The organism is Streptomyces sp. NRRL B-24085 (assembly GCF_001282115.1).
In the GTDB taxonomy this organism is placed as follows: Bacteria; Actinomycetota; Actinomycetes; order Streptomycetales; family Streptomycetaceae; genus Streptomyces.
The window spans coordinates 1-21,095 of the sequence record NZ_LJBR01000174.1 but is presented as its reverse complement, the minus strand read 5'-3'; the positions used below and the strand labels follow the sequence as shown (position 1 = coordinate 21,095).

Genomic DNA, 21,095 nt, shown 5'->3' with positions numbered 1-21,095 from the left:
GCACCATCAGGCAACAACGAGGGGGGTCTGTCCGTGCCCGAGGTGGTACCCAAGAGCGAGCGGCACCGTGAGCTGCGCGAGTTCCTGATGAGCCGGCGGGCCCGGGTCTCGCCCGCCGAGGCCGGGCTGCCGGACGGCGGGGCGCGGCGGCGGACGCCGGGCCTCAGGCGCGAGGAGGTCGCGGTGCTGGCCGGGGTGGGTGCCTCCTGGTACCAGTGGCTGGAGCAGGGGCGGGACATCTCCGTGTCCCCGCAGGTCCTCGACTCCGTCGGCCGGGTGCTGCGGCTCAGCAACGCCGAGCGGCGGCATCTGTACGTCCTCGCCGGGCTGAACCCGCCCGCGCCGGAACCGGCCGCCGACCACGGGTGCGACGGGCTCAGGCGGCTGATCGACGCGTGGATGCCGTATCCGGCGCACATCATGGACGCGTACTACAACTGCGGGCTGTACAACGAGGCCGCGGGCTGGGTGCTCGGCATGCGGCCGGAGAACACCCAGAACTGTCTCGTCGACTTCTTCACCGACCCGCTGTACCGGTCGCGTTCGCACAGTTGGGAACAGAACGCGCGCACGGTCGTCGCCCAGTTCCGGGCGGCTTCCTCGGCGAAGCCCGACGACCAGGGGTACCAGGAGGTGCTGGCCCGGGTCATGGAGTCGAGCGCCGAGTTCACCGAGCTGTGGGAGCGGCGGGACATCGAGGACGCCGGGGTGATCCGCAAGGAGCTCGACCATCCGCTGGTCGGGCTGCTGTGCGTGGAGTCCACGGCGATGAAGGTGCCGGCCCGCCCCGATCTGACCGTCGTCCTGCACACCCCGCTGAGCGAGGCGAACACCGCGGCCAAGCTGGAGTGGCTGGCGTCTCCGGAGGGGCGGCGCGGGGCGATGTACCCCGTTGCGGGGTGACGCGGGGCCCGGTTCGTATGCTCCTGTCATGACCGACAACAGTGCGCTTGACCCCGAGGACCGCAAGATCGTCACGCTGGCCCGTTCGGCGCGGGCCCGCAACGGCGTGCCCGAGGGGGCGGCCGTACGGGACGAGACCGGGCGGACCTATGTGGCGGGGACCGTGGAGCTGGCGTCCCTGAAGCTGAGCGCGTTGCAGACGGCGGTGGCCATGGCGGTGGCGTCGGGGGCGAAGTCCCTGGAGGCGGCGGCCGTGGTGACGGAGGCGGAAGCGGCCTCCGAGGAGGACCGGGCGGCCGTGCGGGACCTCGGTGGGCCGCAGACGCCGGTCCTGGTGGCGGGCGCCGACGGCACCGTGCGCGCCACCGTGACCGCCGGCTGATACCCCCGGTAACACTTGGCCGGAATTCCGGCTTGCCGTTGCTCGTCCCTCACGCATCAATGGAACCGGAAGTTCCGACGGACCGTCAGATTCCAGCGCGCCCGGCGTCCCGCACCACGCCCCGCGCAGGCCGGCCGTCCGCCGGGACGCACCCCCCGTCCATCCCCACATGGCAGCCCCCACCACGGGAAGGGAACCGGATTCCATGAAAGGCAAGCGCACAGGCACCGGTGCGGCACTGGCGGTCGGCACGCTCGCGGCCGTCGGGCTGGCGTTCGCGCCCGCCGCCCTGGCCGTCACCCCGGACACGGCGACCATCGACGCGGACTGCGGCGTCTACGGCAGCGGTGAGGCCACGCTCACCGCCACCCAGGACGGCACCGCCGCCACCGTCACCGTCACCTCGGCGATCAACGCCCCGCTCGCCCTGGACGAGGACTCGATCACCTCGACCCTCACCCTCGTCGACGCGAACGGCGGGACGACCACCTTCACCGGCACGGAGAACCCCGCCATCGCGGCCGGCGACCCCGTCACCGTCGGCCCGCTCAACGGCACGGTGGCGTCCGGGGACAGCCTGGAGTCGTACGGCGGTTCGCTCCGGATCGTCGTCTTCGGGATCACCGTGACCTGCACGGCGACCGGCCCGCAGGCCCCCGGGCCGTTCGTGTTCGACTGAGCAACTTCCGCGGCCGCCGCGGAAACTGATGAATCGTCAGATTTTTGCGGCGGCTCCATTGACTTCTCACGCGATCCACACATCAATGCCCCCAGTGAGCGCAGAAGACAGGGGGCACATCCATGGGTTCGACGACTCGAAGACGCCGCCTGGCGTCCTTTCTCGGGGCGACCGCGCTCGCGGTCACCGCGGGCGGCGCACTGGCCTGCCCGGCCGGTGCCGCCACCGACGTGGACTTCGCCACGCACTGCATCCCGCCCGCGGTCGCGGGCATCCCGCCGATCGACGGCACCACGACGGCCCGGGTCGCCGTGGACAACACCAGCCCCAAGGTGGGCGACACCGTCACCGTGACCTACACGGTGGTCAAGCCGGCCGCCAGCAACCCCACGGCCATCGCCCTGCCGGCCGACATCATGACGCCGACCGGCAAGGTGACCCTCGGCGGCGCCCAGACCGGCGCCGTCACGGTCGCGGGTCCCAAGAAGAACGACCCGGTGCCCGGCAACGGCGCCTTCCCGTCGTTCTCCATGACCGGCACCTTCAAGGTCACCGCACCCGGCGCGATCACGCTCTCGCCCGGCGACTACAACATCCACACCAGCTACATCCTCGAACTGGACACGCCCTGCACGGTGATCACCCCGCCCGCGCCGGTCTCCGAGACGGTCACCGCGACGGACGCGAATCCCGTCAACGAGCGGGACATCGCGCTGGGTTCGGCCTCCGGGAAGCCCGGTGACAGCGTCACCGTCACCGGCAGCAGGTTCACCCCGGGCGCGACGGTCACCCTGGCCGGGCGGGCGGGCAGCGCCCAGACCGCGGACACCGCGACCGTCACCGCCGACTCCTCGGGCGCCTTCAGCGGGGCGCTCGTCGTCCACGACAAGACCACGACCGGAGTCGTCGCGTACGAGGGTGGCGCGTGGAGCGACGCCAAGGGCGCCGGACCGAAGGCGTACGTCGTCATCGACGACACGCCCGTCCCCGCGGGCAGCCAGAAGGTCACCACCACGGTGCGGGCAGGCACGCTGTCCATGTCCCAGACCGGGGACGCCGTCAGCCTCTCGGCGGTGGACTACGGCAAGGGCGGCGCCTCGACCGGCGACCTGAACAAGGTGACCGTGCGGGACTTCCGCGGCGGACCCGCCGGCTGGTCCCTCACCGGCAAGGTCACCGACTTCACCGGACCCGGCGCCAAGATCGACGCCGGCGCGCTGAGCTGGAGCCCGGCCTGCGCCACCAAGGCGGGCAGCCCGAGCACCTGCCGGGCCGGTTCCGCCGGCACGGTCGGAGCCGCGGGAGCGACCCTCGCGTCCACCCCCGACTCCGCGCTCACCGGCGGCGAGTTCACCGTGGACGCCCGACTCTCCCTGAACGTACCGGCGTTCACCCCGGTCGGCACGTACTCCGGCGTCCTCACCCTCACGCTCAGCTGACCGTACGGGCGCCCGCACCCGCCCGTCCCGTCCCTCTCGCACCCGTGGGGGCCGCACCCATGCGCAAGCTCTACGTCCTTCTCCTGAGCCTGTTCCTGGCCACCGCCGCGGCGCCCGCGTACGGCGCCGACAACGGCCACTGGTCCGTCTATCCCGCCGCCTCCCGGATCGCCGCGCGGCCCTACTTCTACCTGTCCGCCGACCCCGGACAGGCCATCGACGACAAGGTGGTCGTCAGCAACAGGACCGGTGAGCCGCTCACCTTCCGGCTCTACGCCGCCGACGCCTACAACACCGCCCGCGACGGCGGTTTCGCCGTGCGCACGGTCGTCGAGAAGCAGCGCGGGGTGGGGGCCTGGGCAACCCCCGCGAAGTCCCGGGTGACCGTCCCCCCGCACGGCCGGGTCACCGTGCCCTTCACCCTGTCGGTGCCCGAGGGTGCCGAACCGGGCGACCACGCCGGTGCGCTGGTGGCGCTGGACGAACGGATCGACAGGGGCGACGGGGCGGTGGCACTCGGCGTGCAGCGGGCCGTCGCCGCGAGGATCTACCTGCGTGTGGGAGGACCCACCGTGCCGGCGATCGCCGTCGAGGACGTCCGGGTCAGCCACCACCAGCCGCTGGTGCCGGGGCTGGGGGACAGCGGGGCGACGATCTCGTACACCCTGCGCAACACCGGCAACGTCACCCTGGACCCGAAGGTGGAGCTGCGGGCGACGGGGTTGTTCGGGCGCACCCTGCTGGCCCGTGAACTCGTACGGATCCCCGGGGAGCTGCTGCCCGGACAGCGGGTACGGCTGACCGAGCCGTGGCACGGCTCGCCCCAACTCGACTGGGGGAAGGTGACGTTGACGGCAAGCGCGAAGGAGACCCGCGAGTCGTCCAGCGCGTCCTTCTTCGCCCTGCCGTGGCTGGTCGCAGTGGTGCTGGGGGCGGGCGCCGCCGTGGGGACCGTGCTGTTCGTCAGGGCGCGGCGGGCGCGGACACCGGTCGGCTAGTCAAGGCCCAGGGCGCGACGAGCTCGGCGACGGTCAGCCGGGCGTACTCGGTGCGGGAGCGGGACCTGTCCCGGTCCACGTCCCACGACTCCCTGGTGAGCTCCAGCAGCCAGCTCGTCTCGGAGGTCCGGAACACCAGGTGTTGCTGTCGCTCCAGCCCTCGTTCTTCTCGACGAGGACGTACCACGCGCCGCCCACCTCAGAGCGCGTCCGGCCCGCGCTCACCCGTCCGCACCCGTACGACCGTCTCCACCGGCAGGGCCCAGACCTTGCCGTCGCCGATCTTGCCGGTGTGGGCGGCCTTGACGATCGCGTCGATGACCGCGTCCGCGTCGGCGTCCTCGACGACGACCTCGATGCGGACCTTGGGCACCAGGTCGACCTGGTACTCGGCGCCCCGGTACACCTCGGTGTGGCCCCGCTGCCGGCCGTAGCCGCTGGCCTCGGTCACGGTCAGGCCGTGCACGCCGATCTCCTGGAGCGCGGTCTTGACCTCGTCGAGGCGGTACGGCTTGACGATCGCGGTGATGAGCTTCATGCCTGGGTCTTGACCTTCTGGGCGGAGGGGACGGCGGACGCGCTGACCGGGGCACCGTGGCCCAGGACGCCGTGATCGTATGCCGTCTCGGCGTGCACCGTAAGGTCCAGGCCGGTGTGCTCGTGCTCCTCGTCGGCCCGGAAGCCCATCACCTTGTCGATCAGCTTCCCGATGCCGTACGTCACGGCGAAGGCGTACGCCCCCACGGCGACCACCGCCACCGACTGCTTGCCGAGCTGGGCGAGCCCGCCGCCGTACAGCAGGCCCTCGGCGCCCCCGGTCATCGCCCGCTCCGCGAAGACGCCGATCAACAGGGTGCCGATGATCCCGCCGACCAGGTGCACCCCGACGACGTCGAGCGAGTCGTCGTAGTTCAGCTTGAACTTCCAGCCCACCGCGTAGGAGCAGACGACACCGGCGGCGAGACCGACGACGAGCGCGCCGAGGAGGGACACCGAGCCGCAGGACGGGGTGATCGCGACCAGGCCCGCGACCGCGCCGGACGCGGCGCCGAGGGTGGTCGGGTGGCCGTCGCGCTTCTGCTCGACGAAGAGCCAGCCGAGCAGACCCGTGCAGCCGGCGGCCAGGGTGTTGAGGAAGGCGGCCGCCGCGAGGCCGTTGGCGCCGAGGGCCGAGCCCGCGTTGAAGCCGAACCAGCCGAACCAGAGCAGGCCCGCGCCCAGGACGACCATCGGCAGGTTGTGCGGGCGCATGGCGTCCTTCTTGAAGCCCAGGCGCGGGCCGAGGACCAGGGCGAGCGCGAGACCGGAGGCGCCGGAGGTGATCTCGACCGGCAGACCGCCCGCGAAGTCGAGCGCGCCGAGCCTGTCCAGGACCCAGCCGCCGGGGCCCCACACCCAGTGGGCGACGGGAACGTATACGAGCAGTGCCCAGACCGGCACGAACACCAGCCAGGCCGCGAACTTCGCCCGGTCCGCGATCGCGCCGCTGATCAGCGCCGCCGTGATGATCGCGAAGGTGAGCTGGAAGGTGGCGAACAGGAGGGTGGGGACGGTGCCCTGGACGCTGTCGGGGCGGAGGCCGGACATGCCGGCGTGGTCGAGGCCGCCGATCAGTCCGCCGCCGATGTCCTCGCCGAAGGCCAGGGAGTAGCCGGCCGCCAGCCACACCACCGTCACCAGGGCGATCGACACGAAGCTCATCATCAGCATGTTGAGGACGCTCTTCGTGCGGACCATGCCGCCGTAGAACAGGGCGAGCCCCGGGGTCATCAGCAGGACGAGGGCGGTGGCGGCGAGCAGCCAGGCGGTGTCACCGGTGTCGATCTCTGCGGCGTGTGCGGCGGCGAGGGTCACGGTCGTCTCCAACGGTGTCGGGGCTCGTCAGAGGTTCACCGGCCCGCGTTTCCGGCCGAGTACGCCGGTGTTTCCGTGATGTTTCGTTGCGTGGAGGTTTCTGGAAGCTCACCGGGACGCGGGCGCTCGGGCGCCTGTGCGGCGGGGCTCCGTGGATCAGGGAGAATGGGGCGCATGAGCGTTCGCAGTCAGTCATCCGAGCCGCCGGCGTCGTCGCAGGCCCCCCACCGCGCCGGCTTCGCCTGCTTCGTGGGCCGTCCCAACGCGGGCAAGTCCACCCTCACGAACGCTCTGGTCGGCCAGAAGGTGGCGATCACCGCGAACCAGCCGCAGACCACGCGGCACACGGTGCGGGGGATCGTGCACCGGCCCGACGCCCAGCTGATCCTGGTCGACACCCCCGGGCTGCACAAGCCGCGCACGCTGCTCGGCGAGCGCCTCAACGACGTCGTGCGCACCACCTGGGCCGAGGTCGACGTGATCGGGTTCTGCCTCCCGGCGAACGAGAAGCTCGGGCCCGGGGACCGTTTCATCGCCAAGGAGCTCGCGGGGATCAAGAAGTCCCCGAAGGTCGCGATCATCACGAAGACGGACCTGGTCGACTCCAAGACGCTGGCCGAGCAGTTGATCGCCGTCGACCAGCTCGGCAAGGAGCTGGGCATCGAGTGGGCGGAGATCGTCCCGGTGTCGGCGACCGCGAACAAGCAGGTGGACCTGCTGGCGGACCTGCTGATCCCGATGCTTCCGGAGGGGCCGCCGCTCTACCCCGAGGGCGACCTCACGGACGAGCCCGAGCAGGTCATGATCGCCGAGCTGATCCGCGAGGCCGCCCTCGAAGGCGTCCGCGACGAGCTTCCGCACTCCATCGCGGTGGTCGTCGAGGAGATGCTGCCCCGCGAGGACCGCCCCGCCGACAAGCCCCTCCTCGACATCCACGCCTTCGTCTACATCGAGCGCCCCAGCCAGAAGGGCATCATCATCGGCCCCAAGGGCAAGCGCCTGAAGGAGGTCGGCATCAAGAGCCGCAAGCAGATCGAGGCGCTCCTGGGCACACCGGTCTTCCTCGACCTGCACGTCAAGGTGGCGAAGGACTGGCAGCGGGATCCCCGACAGCTGCGGAAGCTGGGGTTCTAGGAGGTCGCCTGCTGCGGGGACAGGTCCTGTAGTCCGACGACGCGCAGGAGTTGCAGGCGTTCGTATGCCTCCGTGCCCGGGCGGGCCGTGTGCACGACCAGGAGGTGGTGGTGTTCGTGGCTGACCATGACCTCGCAGTCGAGTTCCAGCAGGCCCACCACGGGGTGCACGAAGCGTTTCGTCGCCTTGTCGCGCTGGGACACCTCGTGTTCGTCCCACAGGCGCGCGAACTCCTCGCTGGCCGCCCGTAGTTCGGCGACCAGCGCGTTCGGTTCCGGGTCGTCGGGGCGGGCCGCGGTCACCGCGCGCAGGGTGGCCACCTGGGTGCGCGCGTGGTCCGCGAGGTCCTCCTCGGGGAAGAGCTCGCGCGCGGCCGGGTCCAGGAAGAAGCGGCGGGTCAGGTTGCGCTCCCGCCGCGGACGCGACATCGCGTCGCCGACCAGCGCCTTCGCCATCGCGTTCTGCGCCAGCACCTCGCCGTGGTCGTTGACCACCTGCGCCGGGGTGTCGTGCAGCCGGTCCAGGATCAGCAGCAGCCCCGGGCGGACGTGCGCCGACGCCGTCTCGCGACGCGGCGGCTCCTCGCCCACCAGGTGGAACAGATGGTCCTGCTCCACGTCCGTCAGGCGCAGCGCACGGGCCAGCGCCGTCAGCATCTGACGGGACGGCCGCGGGCCCCGGGACTGTTCCAGCCGCGTGTAGTAGTCCACCGACATCCCCGCGAGCTGGGCCACCTCCTCGCGGCGCAGTCCGGGCGTACGGCGCCGGGCGCCCAGGGTCAGGCCCACGTCGGACGGGTTCAGCCGGGCGCGGCCGCGGCGTAGGAAGTCGGCGAGTTCGGCTCGGTTCACCCCTCCAGCGTGCGGCACCCCGTCCGGCTTATCCAGGGACTGTCGATCCCCTGATCAAGAGGTCTCTCCCGGCGTCCGCTCGGCCGTCCCACGCTGAACGGGACGAGAGGAGCAGGACATGCTGACGTTGGTGACAGGTGTGACGGGACAGGTCGGCCGGCGCTTCGTGCCGAGGCTGCTGGCGCAGTCCCGGCCGGGCGAGAGGGTGCGGGTCCTGGTACGGGACGCCTCGCGCGGCGAGCCCTTCGCGGAGCTCGGCGCCGAGGTCGTCGTAGGGGATCTGCGGGACACCGAGGCGCTCGGCAAGGCCGTCGCCGGGGCGGACGCGGTCGTGAACGTGGCCGCGGCCTTCCGCGGGGTGCCGGACGAGGAGGCGCGGGCCGTCAACCGGGACGCGGCCGTGGAACTGGGCCGTGCCGCGGCGGCCTCCGGGGTCCGGCGGTTCGTGCAGGTCAGCACCGGTCTTGTGTACGGCACAGGGCGCGGGCGGCCGCTGACCGAGGACGACGAGTCCCGGCCGGGCGGGGGCATGTGGGGTGCCTACCCGGAGTCGAAGGCGGAGGCCGAGCGACAGTTGCTCGCGATGGAAGGGCTCGATGTGCGTATCGGGCGGCTTCCCTTCGTGTACGGCGAAGGCGATCCGCATCTCGCGCAGTCCCTGATGTGGGCGAAGAACTGGGCGTCGGCCCAGCGGCTGCACATGGGTCACCACGCGGACGTGGCCCAGGGGCTGCTGCGGATCCTGCACGCGCCGGGGATCTCGGGGCGGGTCTACAACATCGCCGACGACGCCCCGGTGACGGCGGTGGAGTTGCACCAGCTCAACGGGGCCGAGATCCCGGAGGAGCTGTACGAGCGGGTCGATCCGGATCCGTGGCTGGTGATCATGTCCACGGAGCGGATTCGCAGGGAGCTGGGGTACCGGCCGGTGTATCCGTCTGTCTATGCGGCCCGGGAGGCGGGGGCACTCTAGAAAACAGGCCGTTCGTCGTCTGCCGGCCGGTGGGGGCTGGTCGCGCAGTTCCCCGCGCCTGGGTAGATCTACTCGACGTTTCTTATGCGGCCCACCAGGACCGCCCCCGCCAGGCCCAGCGCCGCCGCCAGCCCGTACAGCACCCTGTATCCCCCCAGGTGCGTGACGATCGGTGCGGCTATGGCGGGGGCGGCCACCTGCGGCAGGGCGTTCGCCACGTTGATGACGCCCAGGTCCCTCCCTCGGTCGAGAGCCGTAGGCAGTACGTCCGTCATCAGGGCGAAGTCGACCGACATGAACACCCCGAGCCCGACCCCCAGCAGGGCCGCCACGACGACCGCGCCCGGCCAGGTCTGCCACACGGCGAGCAGGGCCGTGGCCACCGCCATCAGCACCCCGGACCAGCGCACGAACGGCTTGCGGCGGCCCACCCGGTCCGACCAGACGCCGCCCACCACGACCGTGGCCAGCAGCGCCACGCTGTCCACCGCCGTGAGGATCAGCACGCCCTGCTCGGGGTCGTGGTGGTGCAGGCGGTCGCGCAGGTAGTAGAGGAGGTAGAGGATCACCAGCGCGTTGCTGAGGTTGATCAGGAAGCGGGTCAGCCAGGCCCAAGCGAAGTCCGGGTGGCGGCGCGGACTGAGCCAGAAGCCGCGCGCGAACGACCGCCAGGACCAGGCGGGCCGGTCCGCGGGCCCCAGCCGGAGGTCCCGGTGGCGGAGCACGTACGGCAGGACGCCCGCCAGCGTGAACACCGCGCAGGCCGCATAACCCGCCGCGATCCCGCCCGCCGCGGTCGCAAGGCCCGTGCCGACGACCGCGCCGAGGATCTGCGCCGCCCCGATCCAGCCGCCCACCTGGCCCCGCTGGAGCCGGGGCACCCGGTCCGGGACGGCCGCCGTGACCGCCGCGAAGGCCGCGTTCAGGGTGAGCTGGACCAGGCACCAGCCGAGCGTCATCAGCCACAGCCCGTCCGCCCCGGCGAGCACCAGCAGCGACAGGGCGCCGCCCGCCGCACCGGCCACGATCCATGGGCTGCGGCGGCCCCAGCGGGCCGTGGTGCGGTCCGAGAGCGCGCCGAAGAACGGGTTCGCCGCCAGCGACACCACCGCGCCCACCCCGGTCACCCAGGCCAGCAGGGTCTCCTTGGACATGCCGGTGCCGGGCGCGAAGTCCTCCGCCTGCCGGGCCAGCAGGATCTGCAACGGGCCGTACCAGCCCACCCAGATCGCCACGTTGGCGAGTGACAGGGACGCCGTCCAGCCCCTGCCGACCCGGTCGACGGGTTCGGCCAGAGCCGTGCTCACCTCTGGGCCCTGAGCAGCTCCCGGTACCAGGCGTACGACGCCTTCGGGGTCCTCGTGAGCGTCCCGAAGTCGACGTGCACCAGCCCGAACCTGCGGGCGTACCCCTCCGCCCACTCGAAGTTGTCCATCAGCGACCACACGAAGTACCCGCGCACGTCCACGCCCGCCTCGACCGCGCGGTGCAGGGCACGGACGTGGCCGTCCAGGTAGGCGATCCGGTCCTGGTCGTCGATGCCCTCGTAGGAGCAGCCGTTCTCGGTGATGACGACGGGCGGGAGCCGGTCGCCGTAGCGCTCGTGCATGCCGGTGAGGAGTTCGGTCAGGGCCTCCGGGACCACCGGCCAGCCGAAGTCCGTCACCGGGACGTTCTCGATCTCCCGCACGGAGAAGGGGAGTTCGGCGGGGATGGTGAGGCCGCCGAACTCGATGTCCTCGCCCTGCGGGGCGCCCACGCGGGTCGGGGCGTAGTAGTTGACGCCGTAGAAGTCGAGCGGTTCGGAGATGACCTCGAGGTCGGCGGCCACGTCGCCCGGCATCAGGTCGCCCAGTCCGGCGGGGTAGGCGCCCAGCAGCAGGGGGTCCGCGAACAGCCGGTTCAGGAGCAGGTCGTAGAAGTCGGCCGCCTCCAGGTCCGGTTGCTCCTGGGAGGCCGGCCAGGTCGGGCCGTGGGAGTTGGCGATCCCGATGTCCGTGGCACCGGCCGCGCGCAGGGCCTGTACGGCCAGCCCGTGGCCCAGGAGCTGGTGGTGGGCGGCGGGCAGCGCGTCGAACATGAGCTGCTTGCCGGGCGCGTGGGCGCCGAGCGCGTGGCCGAACAGGGTGTGCTCGGCGGGCTCGTTGAGGGTGATCCACTTCTCGACGCGGTCGCCGAGCCGGTCGGCGACCAGCCCGGCGTGCTCGGCGAACCGGGAGGCGGTGTCCCGCTCCAGCCAGCCGCCCTTGTCCTGGTGTGCCACCGGCAGGTCCCAGTGGAAGAGCGTCGGGACCGGACGAACGCCCGCCGCGACCAGTTCGTCCACGAGACGGTCGTAGAAGTCGAGGCCCTTGCCCTGGTCGAAGAGGACCCGGGGCCAGGAGACCGAGAAGCGGTACGCGTCCACGCCCAGGCCGGCCAGCAGGGCCACGTCCTCGCGGTAGCGGTGGACGTGGTCGCAGGCCACCTCGGCCGTGGAGCCGTCCTTCACCCGCCCCGGCTCGGCCGTGAAGGTGTCCCACACGGACCGCTCACGCTGGTCCGCCGCGCCCTCGATCTGATGGGCCGAGGTCGAGACGCCCCACTGGAAGCCGGCCGGGAACCGCGGGATCGGATGCTCTTCAGTCGCCATGCGCCGGATCATCCGTACCCGCGGGTAGGGAAGTCAACGGGCAGGCGGGAAGAAGGAGTTACGCGCCCTCTTTGAGTACTTTCGAGATCAGCTCGCGCTGTTCCTCCGTCAGCCGGGGGTCCGCCGCGTAGACCGTGCGGCCGTCCACGGTGATCTCGTAGCTGAAACCGTCCGGGACACCGATCGGCGGGGTGCCCCGGCCGGCGGCGACCGCCTTCTCGGCCAGGGCCTGCCACGCGTGGGCATCGGGCCGCCCGGAGGTGTCGACCTCCTTGTACCGCTCGATGCCCGCGAACCCGCCCGTGCGCCTCACCTGAATACGCATGGGTCCCTGTCTAGTACGGACTCACAGGATCCGCACCCCGACCTGCTCCCAGGCCTTCGACACGGCCTGGAACTCCTCGCCGCCGTCGCCGAAGCGCTCGCGCGCGGCCTTGACGGTCAGCTTCGCGAAGTCGTTGAACAGGGCGCGGTCGGAGAGCTCGCCGCCGGTCAGCACGTCGTACCAGATCTGGCCCGCGCGCTCCCAGGCGTGGCCGCCCAGGGCGGTCGCGGCCAGGTAGAACGCGTGGTTGGGGATGCCGGAGTTGATGTGCACGCCGCCGTTGTCACGGCCGGTGCGGACATAGCCGTCCATGGTCGCCGGCTGCGGGTCCTTGCCGAGCACGTCGTCGTCGTAGGCGCTGCCGGGCTCCTTCATCGAGCGCAGCGCCTTGCCGGAGACACTGGGCGCGAGCAGGCCCGCGCCGATCAGCCAGTCGGCCTCGGCGGCGGTCTGGCCGAGCGTGTACTGCTTGATGAGCGAGCCGAAGACGTCGGACATCGACTCGTTGAGGGCGCCCGGCTGGCCGTAGTAGGTGAGGTTCGCCGTGTACTGCGTGACGCCGTGGGTGAGTTCGTGGCCGATGACGTCGATCGGGATGGTGAAGTCGAGGAAGATCTCGCCGTCGCCGTCGCCGAACACCATCTGCTCGCCGTTCCAGAAGGCGTTGTTGTAGCCCTCGTCGAAGTGGACGGTGGCGTCGAGCGGGAGGCCGTCGCCGTCGATCGAGTGGCGCGCGTAGGCCCTCAGATAGAGGTCGAAGGTGGCGCCGAGACCGGCGTAGGCGCGGTTGACGGTGGCGTCCCGGCCGGGCTCGGAGCCCTCGGCGCGGACCTTGGTGCCGGGCAGGTCGCTCCGGTGCCCGGCGTCGTAGACCGTGCGCAGCGGCTGGTCCGACGGTGCCTTCGCCCGCGGTGCCGCGGCGAGGGAGAACTCGGTGGTCACCCGTCGCTTGCCGCGCAGTTCGCTGTCGCGGACCAGGGTGCGCCGGGCGGGGCCGGAGAGGGCGGGGTCCTCGTTGCGGGCCAGCTTGTCGAGGACGTGGGGTGGTACGACCGTGCAGAAGACGGGCTGGAAGCCCCCGTTTGTCGTCATGTCGGGCACCCTGGCACTGCGTTACGTGCTTGTCACTAGCTGCAACCATGATTGGTGAAATGTAGGGATACGGAGGCCCATGGTCGGTTGCTCTGTGCTACCAGCTGGCGGTCGGTCCCGCATACTGATACGGAACCGCCCATCCGGATCGGCTCGGCTAGAGTGGCTCGCATCATGCGTTTCGGGCTGCTTCTTCTTAGCTGCCGCGGCGAGGGCCTGTAGTCCAGGTCGACTCCCTCCCCGCGGAGCTTCGCGTTGCGTGTCGGCCGTCCTTTCCGGACATCCTGAGGAGCCCCGCAATCATGGCGAACCGCCAGCAGCCCAGTTCCATGCCGATCCACAAGTACGGCCAGTACGAGCAGGTCGACATCCCGGACCGCACCTGGCCGGACAAGCGGATCACCGTCGCCCCCCGCTGGCTCTCCACCGACCTGCGTGACGGCAACCAGGCCCTGATCGACCCGATGTCGCCCGAGCGCAAGCGCCGGATGTTCGATCAGCTGGTCAAGATGGGCTACAAGGAGATCGAGGTCGGTTTCCCGGCGTCCGGCCAGACGGACTTCGACTTCGTGCGGTCGATCATCGAGGAGCCGGGCGCGATCCCGGACGACGTGACGATCTCCGTACTGACCCAGGCCCGCGAGGACCTGATCGAGCGGACCGTCGAGTCGCTGAAGGGCGCCAAGCGGGCCACCGTCCACCTGTACAACGCCACCGCGCCCGTCTTCCGCCGCGTGGTGTTCCGCGGCTCCAAGGACGACATCAAGCAGATCGCCGTCGACGGCACCCGCCTGGTCATGGAGTACGCGGAGAAGCTGCTGGGCCCCGAGACCGAGTTCGGCTACCAGTACAGCCCGGAGATCTTCACCGACACCGAGCTGGACTTCGCGCTGGAGGTCTGCGAGGCGGTGATGGACGTCTACCAGCCGGGTCCGGGCCGCGAGATCATCCTCAACCTGCCCGCCACGGTGGAGCGTTCGACCCCCTCGACGCACGCGGACCGCTTCGAGTGGATGCACCGCAACCTCTCCCGCCGCGAGTACGTGTGCATCTCGGTCCACCCGCACAACGACCGCGGCACCGCCGTCGCCGCCGCCGAGCTGGCGCTGATGGCCGGCGCCGACCGCGTCGAGGGCTGTCTGTTCGGGCAGGGCGAGCGCACCGGCAACGTCGACCTGGTCACCCTGGGCATGAACCTGTTCTCGCAGGGCGTCGACCCGCAGATCGACTTCTCCGACATCGACGAGATCCGTCGTACGTGGGAGTACTGCAACCAGATGGAGGTCCACCCGCGCCACCCGTACGTGGGCGACCTGGTCTACACGTCCTTCTCCGGCTCCCACCAGGACGCCATCAAGAAGGGCTTCGACGCCATGGAGGCCGACGCGGCCGCGAAGGGCGTCACCGTCGACGACATCGAGTGGGCGGTCCCGTACCTGCCGATCGACCCCAAGGACGTCGGCCGCTCCTACGAGGCCGTGATCCGGGTCAACTCGCAGTCCGGCAAGGGCGGTATCGCGTACGTCCTGAAGAACGACCACAAGCTGGACCTGCCGCGCCGGATGCAGATCGAGTTCTCCAAGCTCATCCAGGCCAAGACGGACGCCGAGGGCGGCGAGGTCACCGGCTCCGACATCTGGGCGGTCTTCCAGGACGAGTACCTGCCCAACCCCGAGAACCCGTGGGGCCGCATCCAGGTCAAGAACGGCCAGTCGACGACCGACACCGACGGCGTGGACACGCTGAAGGTGGAGGCCACGGTCGACGGCGTCGACACCGTCCTGACCGGCTCCGGCAACGGCCCGATCTCCGCCTTCTTCGACGCGCTGGCGAAGGTCGACATCGACGCCCGGCTGCTGGACTACCAGGAGCACACGATGAGCGAGGGCGCCTCCGCACAGGCCGCCTCCTACATCGAGTGCGCGATCGACGGCAAGGTTCTGTGGGGAATCGGCATCGACGCGAACACGACGCGTGCGTCGCTGAAGGCGGTCGTCTCGGCTGTCAACCGAGCCGCTCGATAATCCCTCTGACCGGCGGTTTCGGGGCCTTGGTCGCTGTATACGGCGATCAAGGTCCCGTCGTTTATCGGCCATCGGTACGTGGAGGTCACGAGCAGGTCTCGTCGGGGGTGCTGACTCCGGCTCGCTGATGTGGCTAACATCACGCAAGCGCGGCGATGTTGCCGCGCAGTCACGTGGAGGTGCGACGTGCTGCCAGGACGGGGACGAAACAGCCGTGCTGCCGGGCCTGCGCGCCTCCTGGGCACCCGCGTCGCCTGGACCACCGTCGGCGACGGCGAGTTCTTCTGCCCCGGATGCGGGGGTGACCGCAACTTCCAGCGTCTGACCGGCCGTCGGCGCGTGGTCTTCCTGGGCGTCCCGGTCCTGCCGCGCGGCGACACCGGCCCGGTGGTGGAGTGCGCGGCCTGCCGGCGCCACTTCGGCACCGACGTCCTCGACCACCCCACCACGACCCGCTTCTCGGCGATGCTCCGCGACGCCGTCCACACGGTCGCCCTCGCGGTCCTGGCGGCCGGCGGCACCTGCTCGCGCACCTCCCTGGAGACCGCGGCCGCCGCCGTGCGCGCGGCGGGCTTCGACGACTGCACGGAGGACCAGCTCGAAACCCTGGTCGAGGCCCTCGCCGAGGACACCGGCCGGGTCCACGACCGCCCCTGCGGAGCCGGCCTCGCCATAGAGCTCCACGAGGCCCTCGACCCGCTCGCCCCCCACCTCGCCCCGGCAGGCCGCGAGTCGATCCTGCTCCAGGCGGCCCGTGTCGCCCTCGCGGACGGCCCGTACACCCCGGCGGAACGGGATGTCCTCACCACGGTGGGCGCGGCCCTGACGATCTGCGGGGACGACGTCACCAGGCTCCTCGCGGCGGCCCGGACGCCGTCCTGACACCCCCGCGGTGGGCGCGGCCCTGACGTCGTGACGAGACCGTCCGCGGCGGTCCGGACCCCCTCCTGATACTCCCCGGGGAGTAGTCCGCGGCCCGGGACACCCGGGGCAGTAACCACCAACTCGCCCTCCCGTCCGACGAACAGCGGCCCTCGCGCCGGAAGTCTGGAACCGACCCAGACGTCCGACCGGAGGGAGGCCCGTCGATGGGGGCCGCAATGATGAGCGCACGGCGACGGCGTGCCGTGCCCTGGCTCGTGCTGGGGCTGTGGATCGTCGTGCTGGCCGCGGTGTCGCCGTTCGCGTCGAAGCTCGCGGACGTGCAGCGGGACCGGGCCGTGGACTATCTGCCGGCGAGCGCGGACTCGACGCAGGTCGCGAGGATCCAGGACCGGCTGCCCGGGGGCGAGGCCACGCAGATGGTCGTCGTCTACCACCGGGAGGGCGGGCTGACCGCGGCCGACCGGACGACCGCCGCCGACCAGATCGGGCGGATCGCGGACGAGCACGCGCTGACCGCCGAGCCGCGGGGCATCCCGTCCGCGGACGGGACCACCGTGATGTACCCGATCGCCAGCACCGAGCCGGGCACCGACGAGAAGGCCCGCGACCGGCTCGTCAACGACGTGCGGGACATCGCCCGCGGCGGGGACGGGCTCGGCGTCGAGGTCGGCGGCGAGGGGGCCCTCGCCACCGATGCCGCCGAGGTCTACAACTCGCTCGGCGGGCCACTGCTCTACACCACCGCCGGCGTGGTCGCCCTGCTGCTGATCGTCATCTACCGCAGTCCGCTGCTGTGGCTGGTGCCGCTCGGCGTCGCGGGCATGTCGGAGTTCCTGGCGCGGGCCGTCGCCTACGGGCTCAACCAGGGCTTCGGGACCTCCGTCACCGGCCAGAGCGGCGGCATCATGACGATCCTCGTCTTCGGCGCCGGCACCGACTACGCGCTGCTGCTCGTCTCCCGCTACCGGGAGGAGCTGCGGCGGAACGAGCGGCCGTACGACGCGATGGCGGCCGCGCTGCGGGGCTGCGGGCCCGCCGTGCTCGCCTCCTCCGGGACCGTGGCCGCGGGCCTGCTGTGCCTGCTCGCCGCCGACCTCAACAGCAGCCGTGGCATGGGCCCGCTGGGCACGGTCGGCGTGCTGGTCGCGCTCGTCGCGATGCTGACGCTGCTGCCCGCGGTCCTCGTCCTGCTCGGCCGCCGGGTGTTCTGGCCCCTCGTGCCCCGCTACGGCAGCACCCCCAAGGTCCGCCGGTCCCTGTTCGCCGCCATGGGCAGCTCCGCCGGCCGGCGGCCCCTCACCGTGCTGGTCGGCGGTGCCGCACTGCTCGGGGCGCTCGCCCTCGGCGTGCTGAACCTGCCCGGCAGCCTCAAGCAGGAGGACTCCTTCACCAGCAAGCCCGACGCGGTCACCGCCATGGGGACGCTCGCCGAGGCCTATCCGGAGCGGAGCACCCAGCCCATCACCGTCATGGCCCCGGCCGACCGCGCCGACGCGACCCTCGCCGCGGTCCGCGCCACCGAGGGCGTCGACAGCGCCCGCGAGGGCCGTACCGGGGACGGCTGGACCGAGATCTCCGTCATCGCCCGGCACGCCCCCCAGTCCGCCGGGGAGACCGCGACCATCAAGGCCCTGCGCGCCGAGCTCGACGGCTCCTACGTCGGCGGGCCCAGCGCCCAGCAGCTCGACCTGAAGGACACCAACAGCCGCGACCGGATGATCGTCGTGCCGATCGTCCTCGTCTCCGTGCTGCTCATCCTGATCGCCCTGCTGCGCTCCCTGGTCGCGCCACTGCTCCTGGTGGCCGCCGTGGTCGCCGTGTGGGCGGCCGCCCTCGGCATCGGCGGGCTGCTCTTCGGACCGGTGTTCGGCTTCGAGGGCACCGATCCGGGGCTCGGACTGCTGTCCTTCGTGTTCCTGGTCGCCCTCGGCGTCGACTACGGCATCTTCCTGATGCACCGCATGCGCGAGGAGTCCCTGGCCGGGGCCGAACCGGTCACCGCCGCCCTCACCGCGCTGCGGGCCACGGGCGGGGTCATCGCCTCCGCCGGACTCGTCCTCGCGGCCACCTTCGCGGTGCTGACCAACATGCCGCTGGTCCAGCTCGTCGAGCTCGGCTTCGTGATCGCGGTGGGCGTGCTGCTGGACACCTTCCTGGTGCGGACCTACCTGGTCACCAGCGCGGCCGTGGCGCTGCGGCGCAAGGTGTGGTGGCCGGGGGCGCTGTCCCGGGCGCCCGAGCCACCCGTACCGGCCGAGCGGCAGCCGGAACCGGTGTGACGAGGTCACTCCTGGGCGCCCTTCCCTCCTGGAAGGGCGCCTTCCGGCCCGACGTCCCGGAAGATGACACCGTGCAGGAGACCACGAGACCCCGGCTGGGCGAGCGGATCATGGCGGCGGTCAACCGCGACCCGCGGACCGCCCCGCACGGCACCCGCAACGACGCGCTGCTCGCCGCCGTGCTCGCGGCGGTGGCCGTGTGCGTCGGCCTGTTCAGCGACGAGGGCCGCCGCCCCGACGCCCTCGGGTGGACACTGCTGCTGGCCGCGCACGTGCCGATCGTGTGGCGGCGGCGCCGCCCGATGCTCGTGCTGGCCGCGATGGTGGCGCTGATCGTGCCCTACCACGCCCTCGACAACAACCACCTCGCCCCCACCCCGGTCGCCTACGTCGCCCTCTACACGGTCGCCGTCACCGGCCGCCCCCTGCGGACGGTCCTGACGGGCGTCACCGTCGTCGGCCTGTCCACGAGCGTCATGCTCACCGTCAGCACCCATCAGGCCGTCGAACTGCTGCGGATCTCCGGCTGGATCATCGCCGTCCTCTTCTGCGGCATCGACGTCCGCTACTACCGCCAGTACGTCGCCTCCATCGTCGAGCGCGCCGTCCGCGCCGAACGCACCCGAGAGGAGGAGGCCCGCCGCCGGGTCGCCGAGGAACGCCTGCGCATCGCCCGTGACCTGCACGACCTGCTCGCGCACAGCATCACCCTCATCGGCGTGCAGACCTCCGTCGCCGCGCACGTCCTGGCCGCCGACCCCGAACGCCTCGACCGGGAGACGGTCGCCAAGGCCCTCGACGACATCGCCGAGACCTGCCGCACCGCACGCGGCGAACTCCGCACGACCCTGGAGGTGCTGCGCGAACACGGCCCCCAGGACACCCGCGGCCCGCTGCCCGGCCTGGACGGACTGCCCGACCTCGTCGCGGCGGCACGGCTCGCGGGCGCCCGCGTCGAACAGGACCTGCGGGTGCGCACCGACCCGCCGCCCGCCGTCGGCGCCGCCGCCTACCGGATCGTCCAGGAGGCGCTCACCAACGCGGTCCGGCACGCGGGCCCCGCACCCGCCGTACACCTCAGGCTGTACGACGAACCGGGCGCCCTGCGCGTCTCGGTGACCGACGACGGCACCGGGCCGCTCCCCGGCGGCACCCCCGGCTTCGGGCTGGTCGGCATGCGCGAGCGGGCCCGCAGCGTGGGTGGCACACTCGACGCCGGACCACGCCCGGACGGCGGGTTCGAGGTGACGGCGGCGCTGCCGCTCGCCGTGGGGGAGGGAACCGTATGACCATCCGCGTGCTGCTCGCCGACGACCAGACCCTGGTGCGGGCCGCGTTCGCCATGCTCGTCGAGTCGGCGCGGGACATGGAGGTCGTGGGGGAGGCGGGCAGCGGGCGGGAGGCCGTGGGCGCGGCCCGGGAGGTGCGGCCCGACCTGGTGGTCATGGACATCCGCATGCCCGACCTCGACGGCATCGAGGCGACCCGGCTCATCGCGGCCGACGAGGACCTCGCCGGGGTGCGGGTGCTGGTGCTGACCACCTACGACACCGACGAGAACATCGTGGAGGCGCTGCGCGCGGGCGCCTCCGGCTTCCTGGTGAAGGACACCCGGCCGGCCGAACTCCTCGACGCCATCCGCACGGTGGCGGCCGGAGAGGCGCTGCTGTCGCCGGGCCCGACGGCACGGCTGATCGAGCGGTTCCTGCGCAGCCCCTCGGTACCGGTGGCGGGCGGCGGCCCCGAGTGCCTGTCCGACCGGGAGCGCGAGGTGCTGGCCCTGGTCGCGCGGGGCCTCAACAACACCGAGATCGCCGACGCGCTGGGCCTGAGCCCGCTCACCGCGAAGACCCACGTCAGCCGCATCATGGGCAAGCTGGGGGCGCGGGACCGGGCCCAACTGGTCATCGTGGCCTACGAGTCGGGCGTGGTGACCCCGGGGACGCCGTAGCGGCGCGGGGGCGCCGACCCCTGTACGGCGCCCCCGAGCCCGGTGTCCCGCTACGGCAGGTCCTGCTGGTACGTCGTGTCCTGGTCGGAGTCGTAGATCAGCTTGCCGCCCTTGTCGTAGCCCTTGACGTGCGGGTTCCTGGTGACCTGTGCGGTCAGGGTGCCGGAGGCGACGAACCAGCCGTGGTCGAGGACCGCCTCCCGGTCGGCACCGCCGTAGGAGACGGTCACCTTGGCCACGTTCGGTTCGACCGTGCCGATGAAGCCCCAGCCGAACGGCAGTCGCCAGTTGCCCTTGTCGATGAAGGACTGCTGGTAGAGCTTGTTGGCGTTGATGTCGGCCAGCACCGGCGGGGAGTCCGGCTGCCGGTCGCTGCCGCTGCTGAGGTTGTAGCCGGAGGCTTCGCCGTCCTTGATGTTGCAGATCAGCCGGATCTCCCGCGGCTTGTCCTGCACGGCGACCACGAAGACGCCGTCCCCGGGCGAGTTGCTGTCGCCGGTGCTCTTCAGCGCCAGGATGATCCGGTAGTCGGCGGCCTCGCCGGGGTCCGAACCGCGCGAGCCCTGGGCGATGTTCTGCCGTTGCAGCGCCAGGCACTTGTCCAGGCCGTCGACGGCCTGCGCCAGGGTGATCCCGTCCCGGAGCTGCCCCGCCGTGGCCGGACCCGCGGGCCCGGTGGGCGTGGGGGAGGGGG

21 protein-coding genes are annotated in these 21,095 nt (G+C 71.8%); 12 read left to right on the top strand and 9 right to left on the bottom strand.

Annotation, left to right across the window (positions count from 1 at the left end; all coding sequences use genetic code 11):
• The first annotated feature begins 87 nt into the window (after positions 1-87).
• The 5 genes from AOJ26_RS20355 (at position 88) to AOJ26_RS20335 (ending at position 4,401) form a co-directional block, all read left to right on the top strand.
• Positions 88-903 carry a helix-turn-helix transcriptional regulator gene (locus AOJ26_RS20355; RefSeq protein ID WP_053849761.1) on the top strand — a complete coding sequence of 272 codons (816 nt, stop codon included), beginning with the start codon at positions 88-90 and terminating at the stop codon, positions 901-903.
• Between the two features lie 28 nt (positions 904-931).
• On the top strand, positions 932-1,285 hold the full coding sequence (locus tag AOJ26_RS20350) for a cytidine deaminase (RefSeq protein ID WP_053849752.1): 354 nt from the start codon (positions 932-934) through the stop codon (positions 1,283-1,285).
• 205 nt (positions 1,286-1,490) lie between these two features.
• Positions 1,491-1,964 carry a hypothetical protein gene (locus tag AOJ26_RS20345; protein WP_053849751.1) on the top strand — a complete coding sequence of 158 codons (474 nt, stop codon included), beginning with the start codon at positions 1,491-1,493 and terminating at the stop codon, positions 1,962-1,964.
• A 122-nt stretch (positions 1,965-2,086) separates the two neighbouring features.
• Positions 2,087-3,403 carry a beta-xylosidase gene (locus AOJ26_RS20340; RefSeq protein ID WP_053849750.1) on the top strand — a complete coding sequence of 439 codons (1,317 nt, stop codon included), beginning with the start codon at positions 2,087-2,089 and terminating at the stop codon, positions 3,401-3,403.
• A gap of 59 nt (positions 3,404-3,462) precedes the next feature.
• Positions 3,463-4,401 (top strand): WxL protein peptidoglycan domain-containing protein, encoded by a 939-nt coding sequence (locus AOJ26_RS20335; protein WP_053849749.1) that lies wholly within the window; start codon positions 3,463-3,465, stop codon positions 4,399-4,401.
• Here the strand turns inward: AOJ26_RS20335 and AOJ26_RS43525 are convergent.
• From AOJ26_RS43525 to AOJ26_RS20325, 3 genes are all read right to left on the bottom strand, one after another.
• On the bottom strand, positions 4,367-4,537 hold the full coding sequence (locus AOJ26_RS43525) for a hypothetical protein (protein WP_159044339.1): 171 nt from the start codon (positions 4,535-4,537) through the stop codon (positions 4,367-4,369). The two genes, AOJ26_RS20335 and AOJ26_RS43525, sit on opposite strands and share 35 nt — an antisense overlap.
• Positions 4,538-4,600: 63 nt before the next feature.
• Positions 4,601-4,939, bottom strand: coding sequence for a P-II family nitrogen regulator (locus AOJ26_RS20330; protein WP_053849748.1), 339 nt, complete (start codon positions 4,937-4,939; stop codon positions 4,601-4,603).
• The gene (locus tag AOJ26_RS20325; protein WP_053849760.1) at positions 4,936-6,255 is read right to left on the bottom strand and encodes an ammonium transporter; all 1,320 of its coding nucleotides are present in this window, start codon (positions 6,253-6,255) and stop codon (positions 4,936-4,938) included. The genes AOJ26_RS20330 and AOJ26_RS20325 overlap by 4 nt, the downstream gene beginning before the upstream one ends.
• Positions 6,256-6,420: 165 nt before the next feature.
• Here AOJ26_RS20325 and era point away from each other — a divergent pair, with 165 nt between their 5' ends.
• Positions 6,421-7,389 (top strand): GTPase Era, encoded by a 969-nt coding sequence (era, locus tag AOJ26_RS20320; protein WP_078959976.1) that lies wholly within the window; start codon positions 6,421-6,423, stop codon positions 7,387-7,389.
• Here era and AOJ26_RS20315 read toward each other — a convergent pair.
• The gene (locus AOJ26_RS20315) at positions 7,386-8,240 is read right to left on the bottom strand and encodes a helix-turn-helix transcriptional regulator (RefSeq protein WP_053849746.1); all 855 of its coding nucleotides are present in this window, start codon (positions 8,238-8,240) and stop codon (positions 7,386-7,388) included. The genes era and AOJ26_RS20315 overlap by 4 nt on opposite strands.
• A 118-nt stretch (positions 8,241-8,358) precedes the next feature.
• On the opposite strand from AOJ26_RS20315, the gene AOJ26_RS20310 reads away from it, so the two are divergent.
• Positions 8,359-9,213, top strand: a complete 855-nt coding sequence (locus tag AOJ26_RS20310) for an NAD-dependent epimerase/dehydratase family protein (protein WP_053849745.1) — start codon at positions 8,359-8,361, stop codon at positions 9,211-9,213.
• 68 nt (positions 9,214-9,281) lie between these two features.
• Here the strand turns inward: AOJ26_RS20310 and AOJ26_RS20305 are convergent, their stop codons facing one another.
• The 4 genes from AOJ26_RS20305 to AOJ26_RS20290 are packed head-to-tail and all read right to left on the bottom strand — an operon-like array spanning position 9,282 to position 13,262.
• Complete coding sequence (locus AOJ26_RS20305; protein ID WP_053849744.1) at positions 9,282-10,520, bottom strand: MFS transporter; 1,239 nt, start codon at positions 10,518-10,520, stop codon at positions 9,282-9,284.
• The gene (locus AOJ26_RS20300; protein ID WP_053849743.1) at positions 10,517-11,845 is read right to left on the bottom strand and encodes a GH1 family beta-glucosidase; all 1,329 of its coding nucleotides are present in this window, start codon (positions 11,843-11,845) and stop codon (positions 10,517-10,519) included. Before AOJ26_RS20300 ends, AOJ26_RS20305 begins: the two co-directional genes overlap by 4 nt.
• Positions 11,846-11,903: 58 nt before the next feature.
• A complete protein-coding gene (locus tag AOJ26_RS20295) occupies positions 11,904-12,170 on the bottom strand; it encodes a protealysin inhibitor emfourin (RefSeq protein WP_053849742.1) in 267 nt (88 codons plus the stop codon).
• 21 nt (positions 12,171-12,191) lie between these two features.
• Positions 12,192-13,262, bottom strand: a complete 1,071-nt coding sequence (locus AOJ26_RS20290; RefSeq protein ID WP_053849741.1) for a M4 family metallopeptidase — start codon at positions 13,260-13,262, stop codon at positions 12,192-12,194.
• Positions 13,263-13,564: 302 nt separating this feature from the next.
• Between AOJ26_RS20290 and leuA the strand changes: the two genes are divergently transcribed.
• From leuA to AOJ26_RS20265, 5 genes are all read left to right on the top strand, one after another.
• Complete coding sequence (gene leuA / locus AOJ26_RS20285; RefSeq protein ID WP_053849740.1) at positions 13,565-15,286, top strand: 2-isopropylmalate synthase; 1,722 nt, start codon at positions 13,565-13,567, stop codon at positions 15,284-15,286.
• 186 nt (positions 15,287-15,472) lie between these two features.
• Positions 15,473-16,168, top strand: coding sequence for a TerB family tellurite resistance protein (locus AOJ26_RS20280; RefSeq protein WP_053849739.1), 696 nt, complete (start codon positions 15,473-15,475; stop codon positions 16,166-16,168).
• A 206-nt stretch (positions 16,169-16,374) separates the two neighbouring features.
• On the top strand, positions 16,375-18,450 hold the full coding sequence (locus AOJ26_RS20275; protein ID WP_086724474.1) for an MMPL family transporter: 2,076 nt from the start codon (positions 16,375-16,377) through the stop codon (positions 18,448-18,450).
• Positions 18,447-19,739: a sensor histidine kinase gene (locus AOJ26_RS20270; protein ID WP_053849759.1), complete on the top strand. Its 1,293-nt coding sequence runs from the start codon at positions 18,447-18,449 to the stop codon at positions 19,737-19,739. Before AOJ26_RS20275 ends, AOJ26_RS20270 begins: the two co-directional genes overlap by 4 nt.
• Positions 19,736-20,401 carry a response regulator transcription factor gene (locus tag AOJ26_RS20265; protein ID WP_053849737.1) on the top strand — a complete coding sequence of 222 codons (666 nt, stop codon included), beginning with the start codon at positions 19,736-19,738 and terminating at the stop codon, positions 20,399-20,401. The genes AOJ26_RS20270 and AOJ26_RS20265 overlap by 4 nt, the downstream gene beginning before the upstream one ends.
• A gap of 50 nt (positions 20,402-20,451) precedes the next feature.
• On the opposite strand, the gene AOJ26_RS20260 is transcribed toward AOJ26_RS20265, so the two are convergent.
• On the bottom strand, positions 20,452-21,095 hold a 644-nt coding region (locus tag AOJ26_RS20260), incomplete at its 5' end, for a hypothetical protein (protein ID WP_053849736.1).

Bases quoted from the DNA above. Each gene is read 5' to 3' on its own strand.
- AOJ26_RS20300 (WP_053849743.1), bottom strand. From the start codon at position 11,845: ATGGCGACTGAAGAGCATCCGATCCCGCGGTTCCCGGCCGGCTTCCAG.
- era (WP_078959976.1), top strand. From the start codon at position 6,421: ATGGGGCGCATGAGCGTTCGCAGTCAGTCATCCGAGCCGCCGGCGTCG.
- AOJ26_RS20350 (WP_053849752.1), top strand. From the start codon at position 932: ATGACCGACAACAGTGCGCTTGACCCCGAGGACCGCAAGATCGTCACG.
- leuA (WP_053849740.1), top strand. From the start codon at position 13,565: ATGGCGAACCGCCAGCAGCCCAGTTCCATGCCGATCCACAAGTACGGC.
- AOJ26_RS20355 (WP_053849761.1), top strand. From the start codon at position 88: ATGAGCCGGCGGGCCCGGGTCTCGCCCGCCGAGGCCGGGCTGCCGGAC.
- AOJ26_RS20275 (WP_086724474.1), top strand. From the start codon at position 16,375: ATGGGGGCCGCAATGATGAGCGCACGGCGACGGCGTGCCGTGCCCTGG.
- AOJ26_RS20290 (WP_053849741.1), bottom strand. From the start codon at position 13,262: ATGACGACAAACGGGGGCTTCCAGCCCGTCTTCTGCACGGTCGTACCA.
- AOJ26_RS20295 (WP_053849742.1), bottom strand. From the start codon at position 12,170: ATGCGTATTCAGGTGAGGCGCACGGGCGGGTTCGCGGGCATCGAGCGG.
- AOJ26_RS20265 (WP_053849737.1), top strand. From the start codon at position 19,736: ATGACCATCCGCGTGCTGCTCGCCGACGACCAGACCCTGGTGCGGGCC.
- AOJ26_RS20340 (WP_053849750.1), top strand. From the start codon at position 2,087: ATGGGTTCGACGACTCGAAGACGCCGCCTGGCGTCCTTTCTCGGGGCG.
- AOJ26_RS20310 (WP_053849745.1), top strand. From the start codon at position 8,359: ATGCTGACGTTGGTGACAGGTGTGACGGGACAGGTCGGCCGGCGCTTC.
- AOJ26_RS20335 (WP_053849749.1), top strand. From the start codon at position 3,463: ATGCGCAAGCTCTACGTCCTTCTCCTGAGCCTGTTCCTGGCCACCGCC.
- AOJ26_RS20330 (WP_053849748.1), bottom strand. From the start codon at position 4,939: ATGAAGCTCATCACCGCGATCGTCAAGCCGTACCGCCTCGACGAGGTC.
- AOJ26_RS20345 (WP_053849751.1), top strand. From the start codon at position 1,491: ATGAAAGGCAAGCGCACAGGCACCGGTGCGGCACTGGCGGTCGGCACG.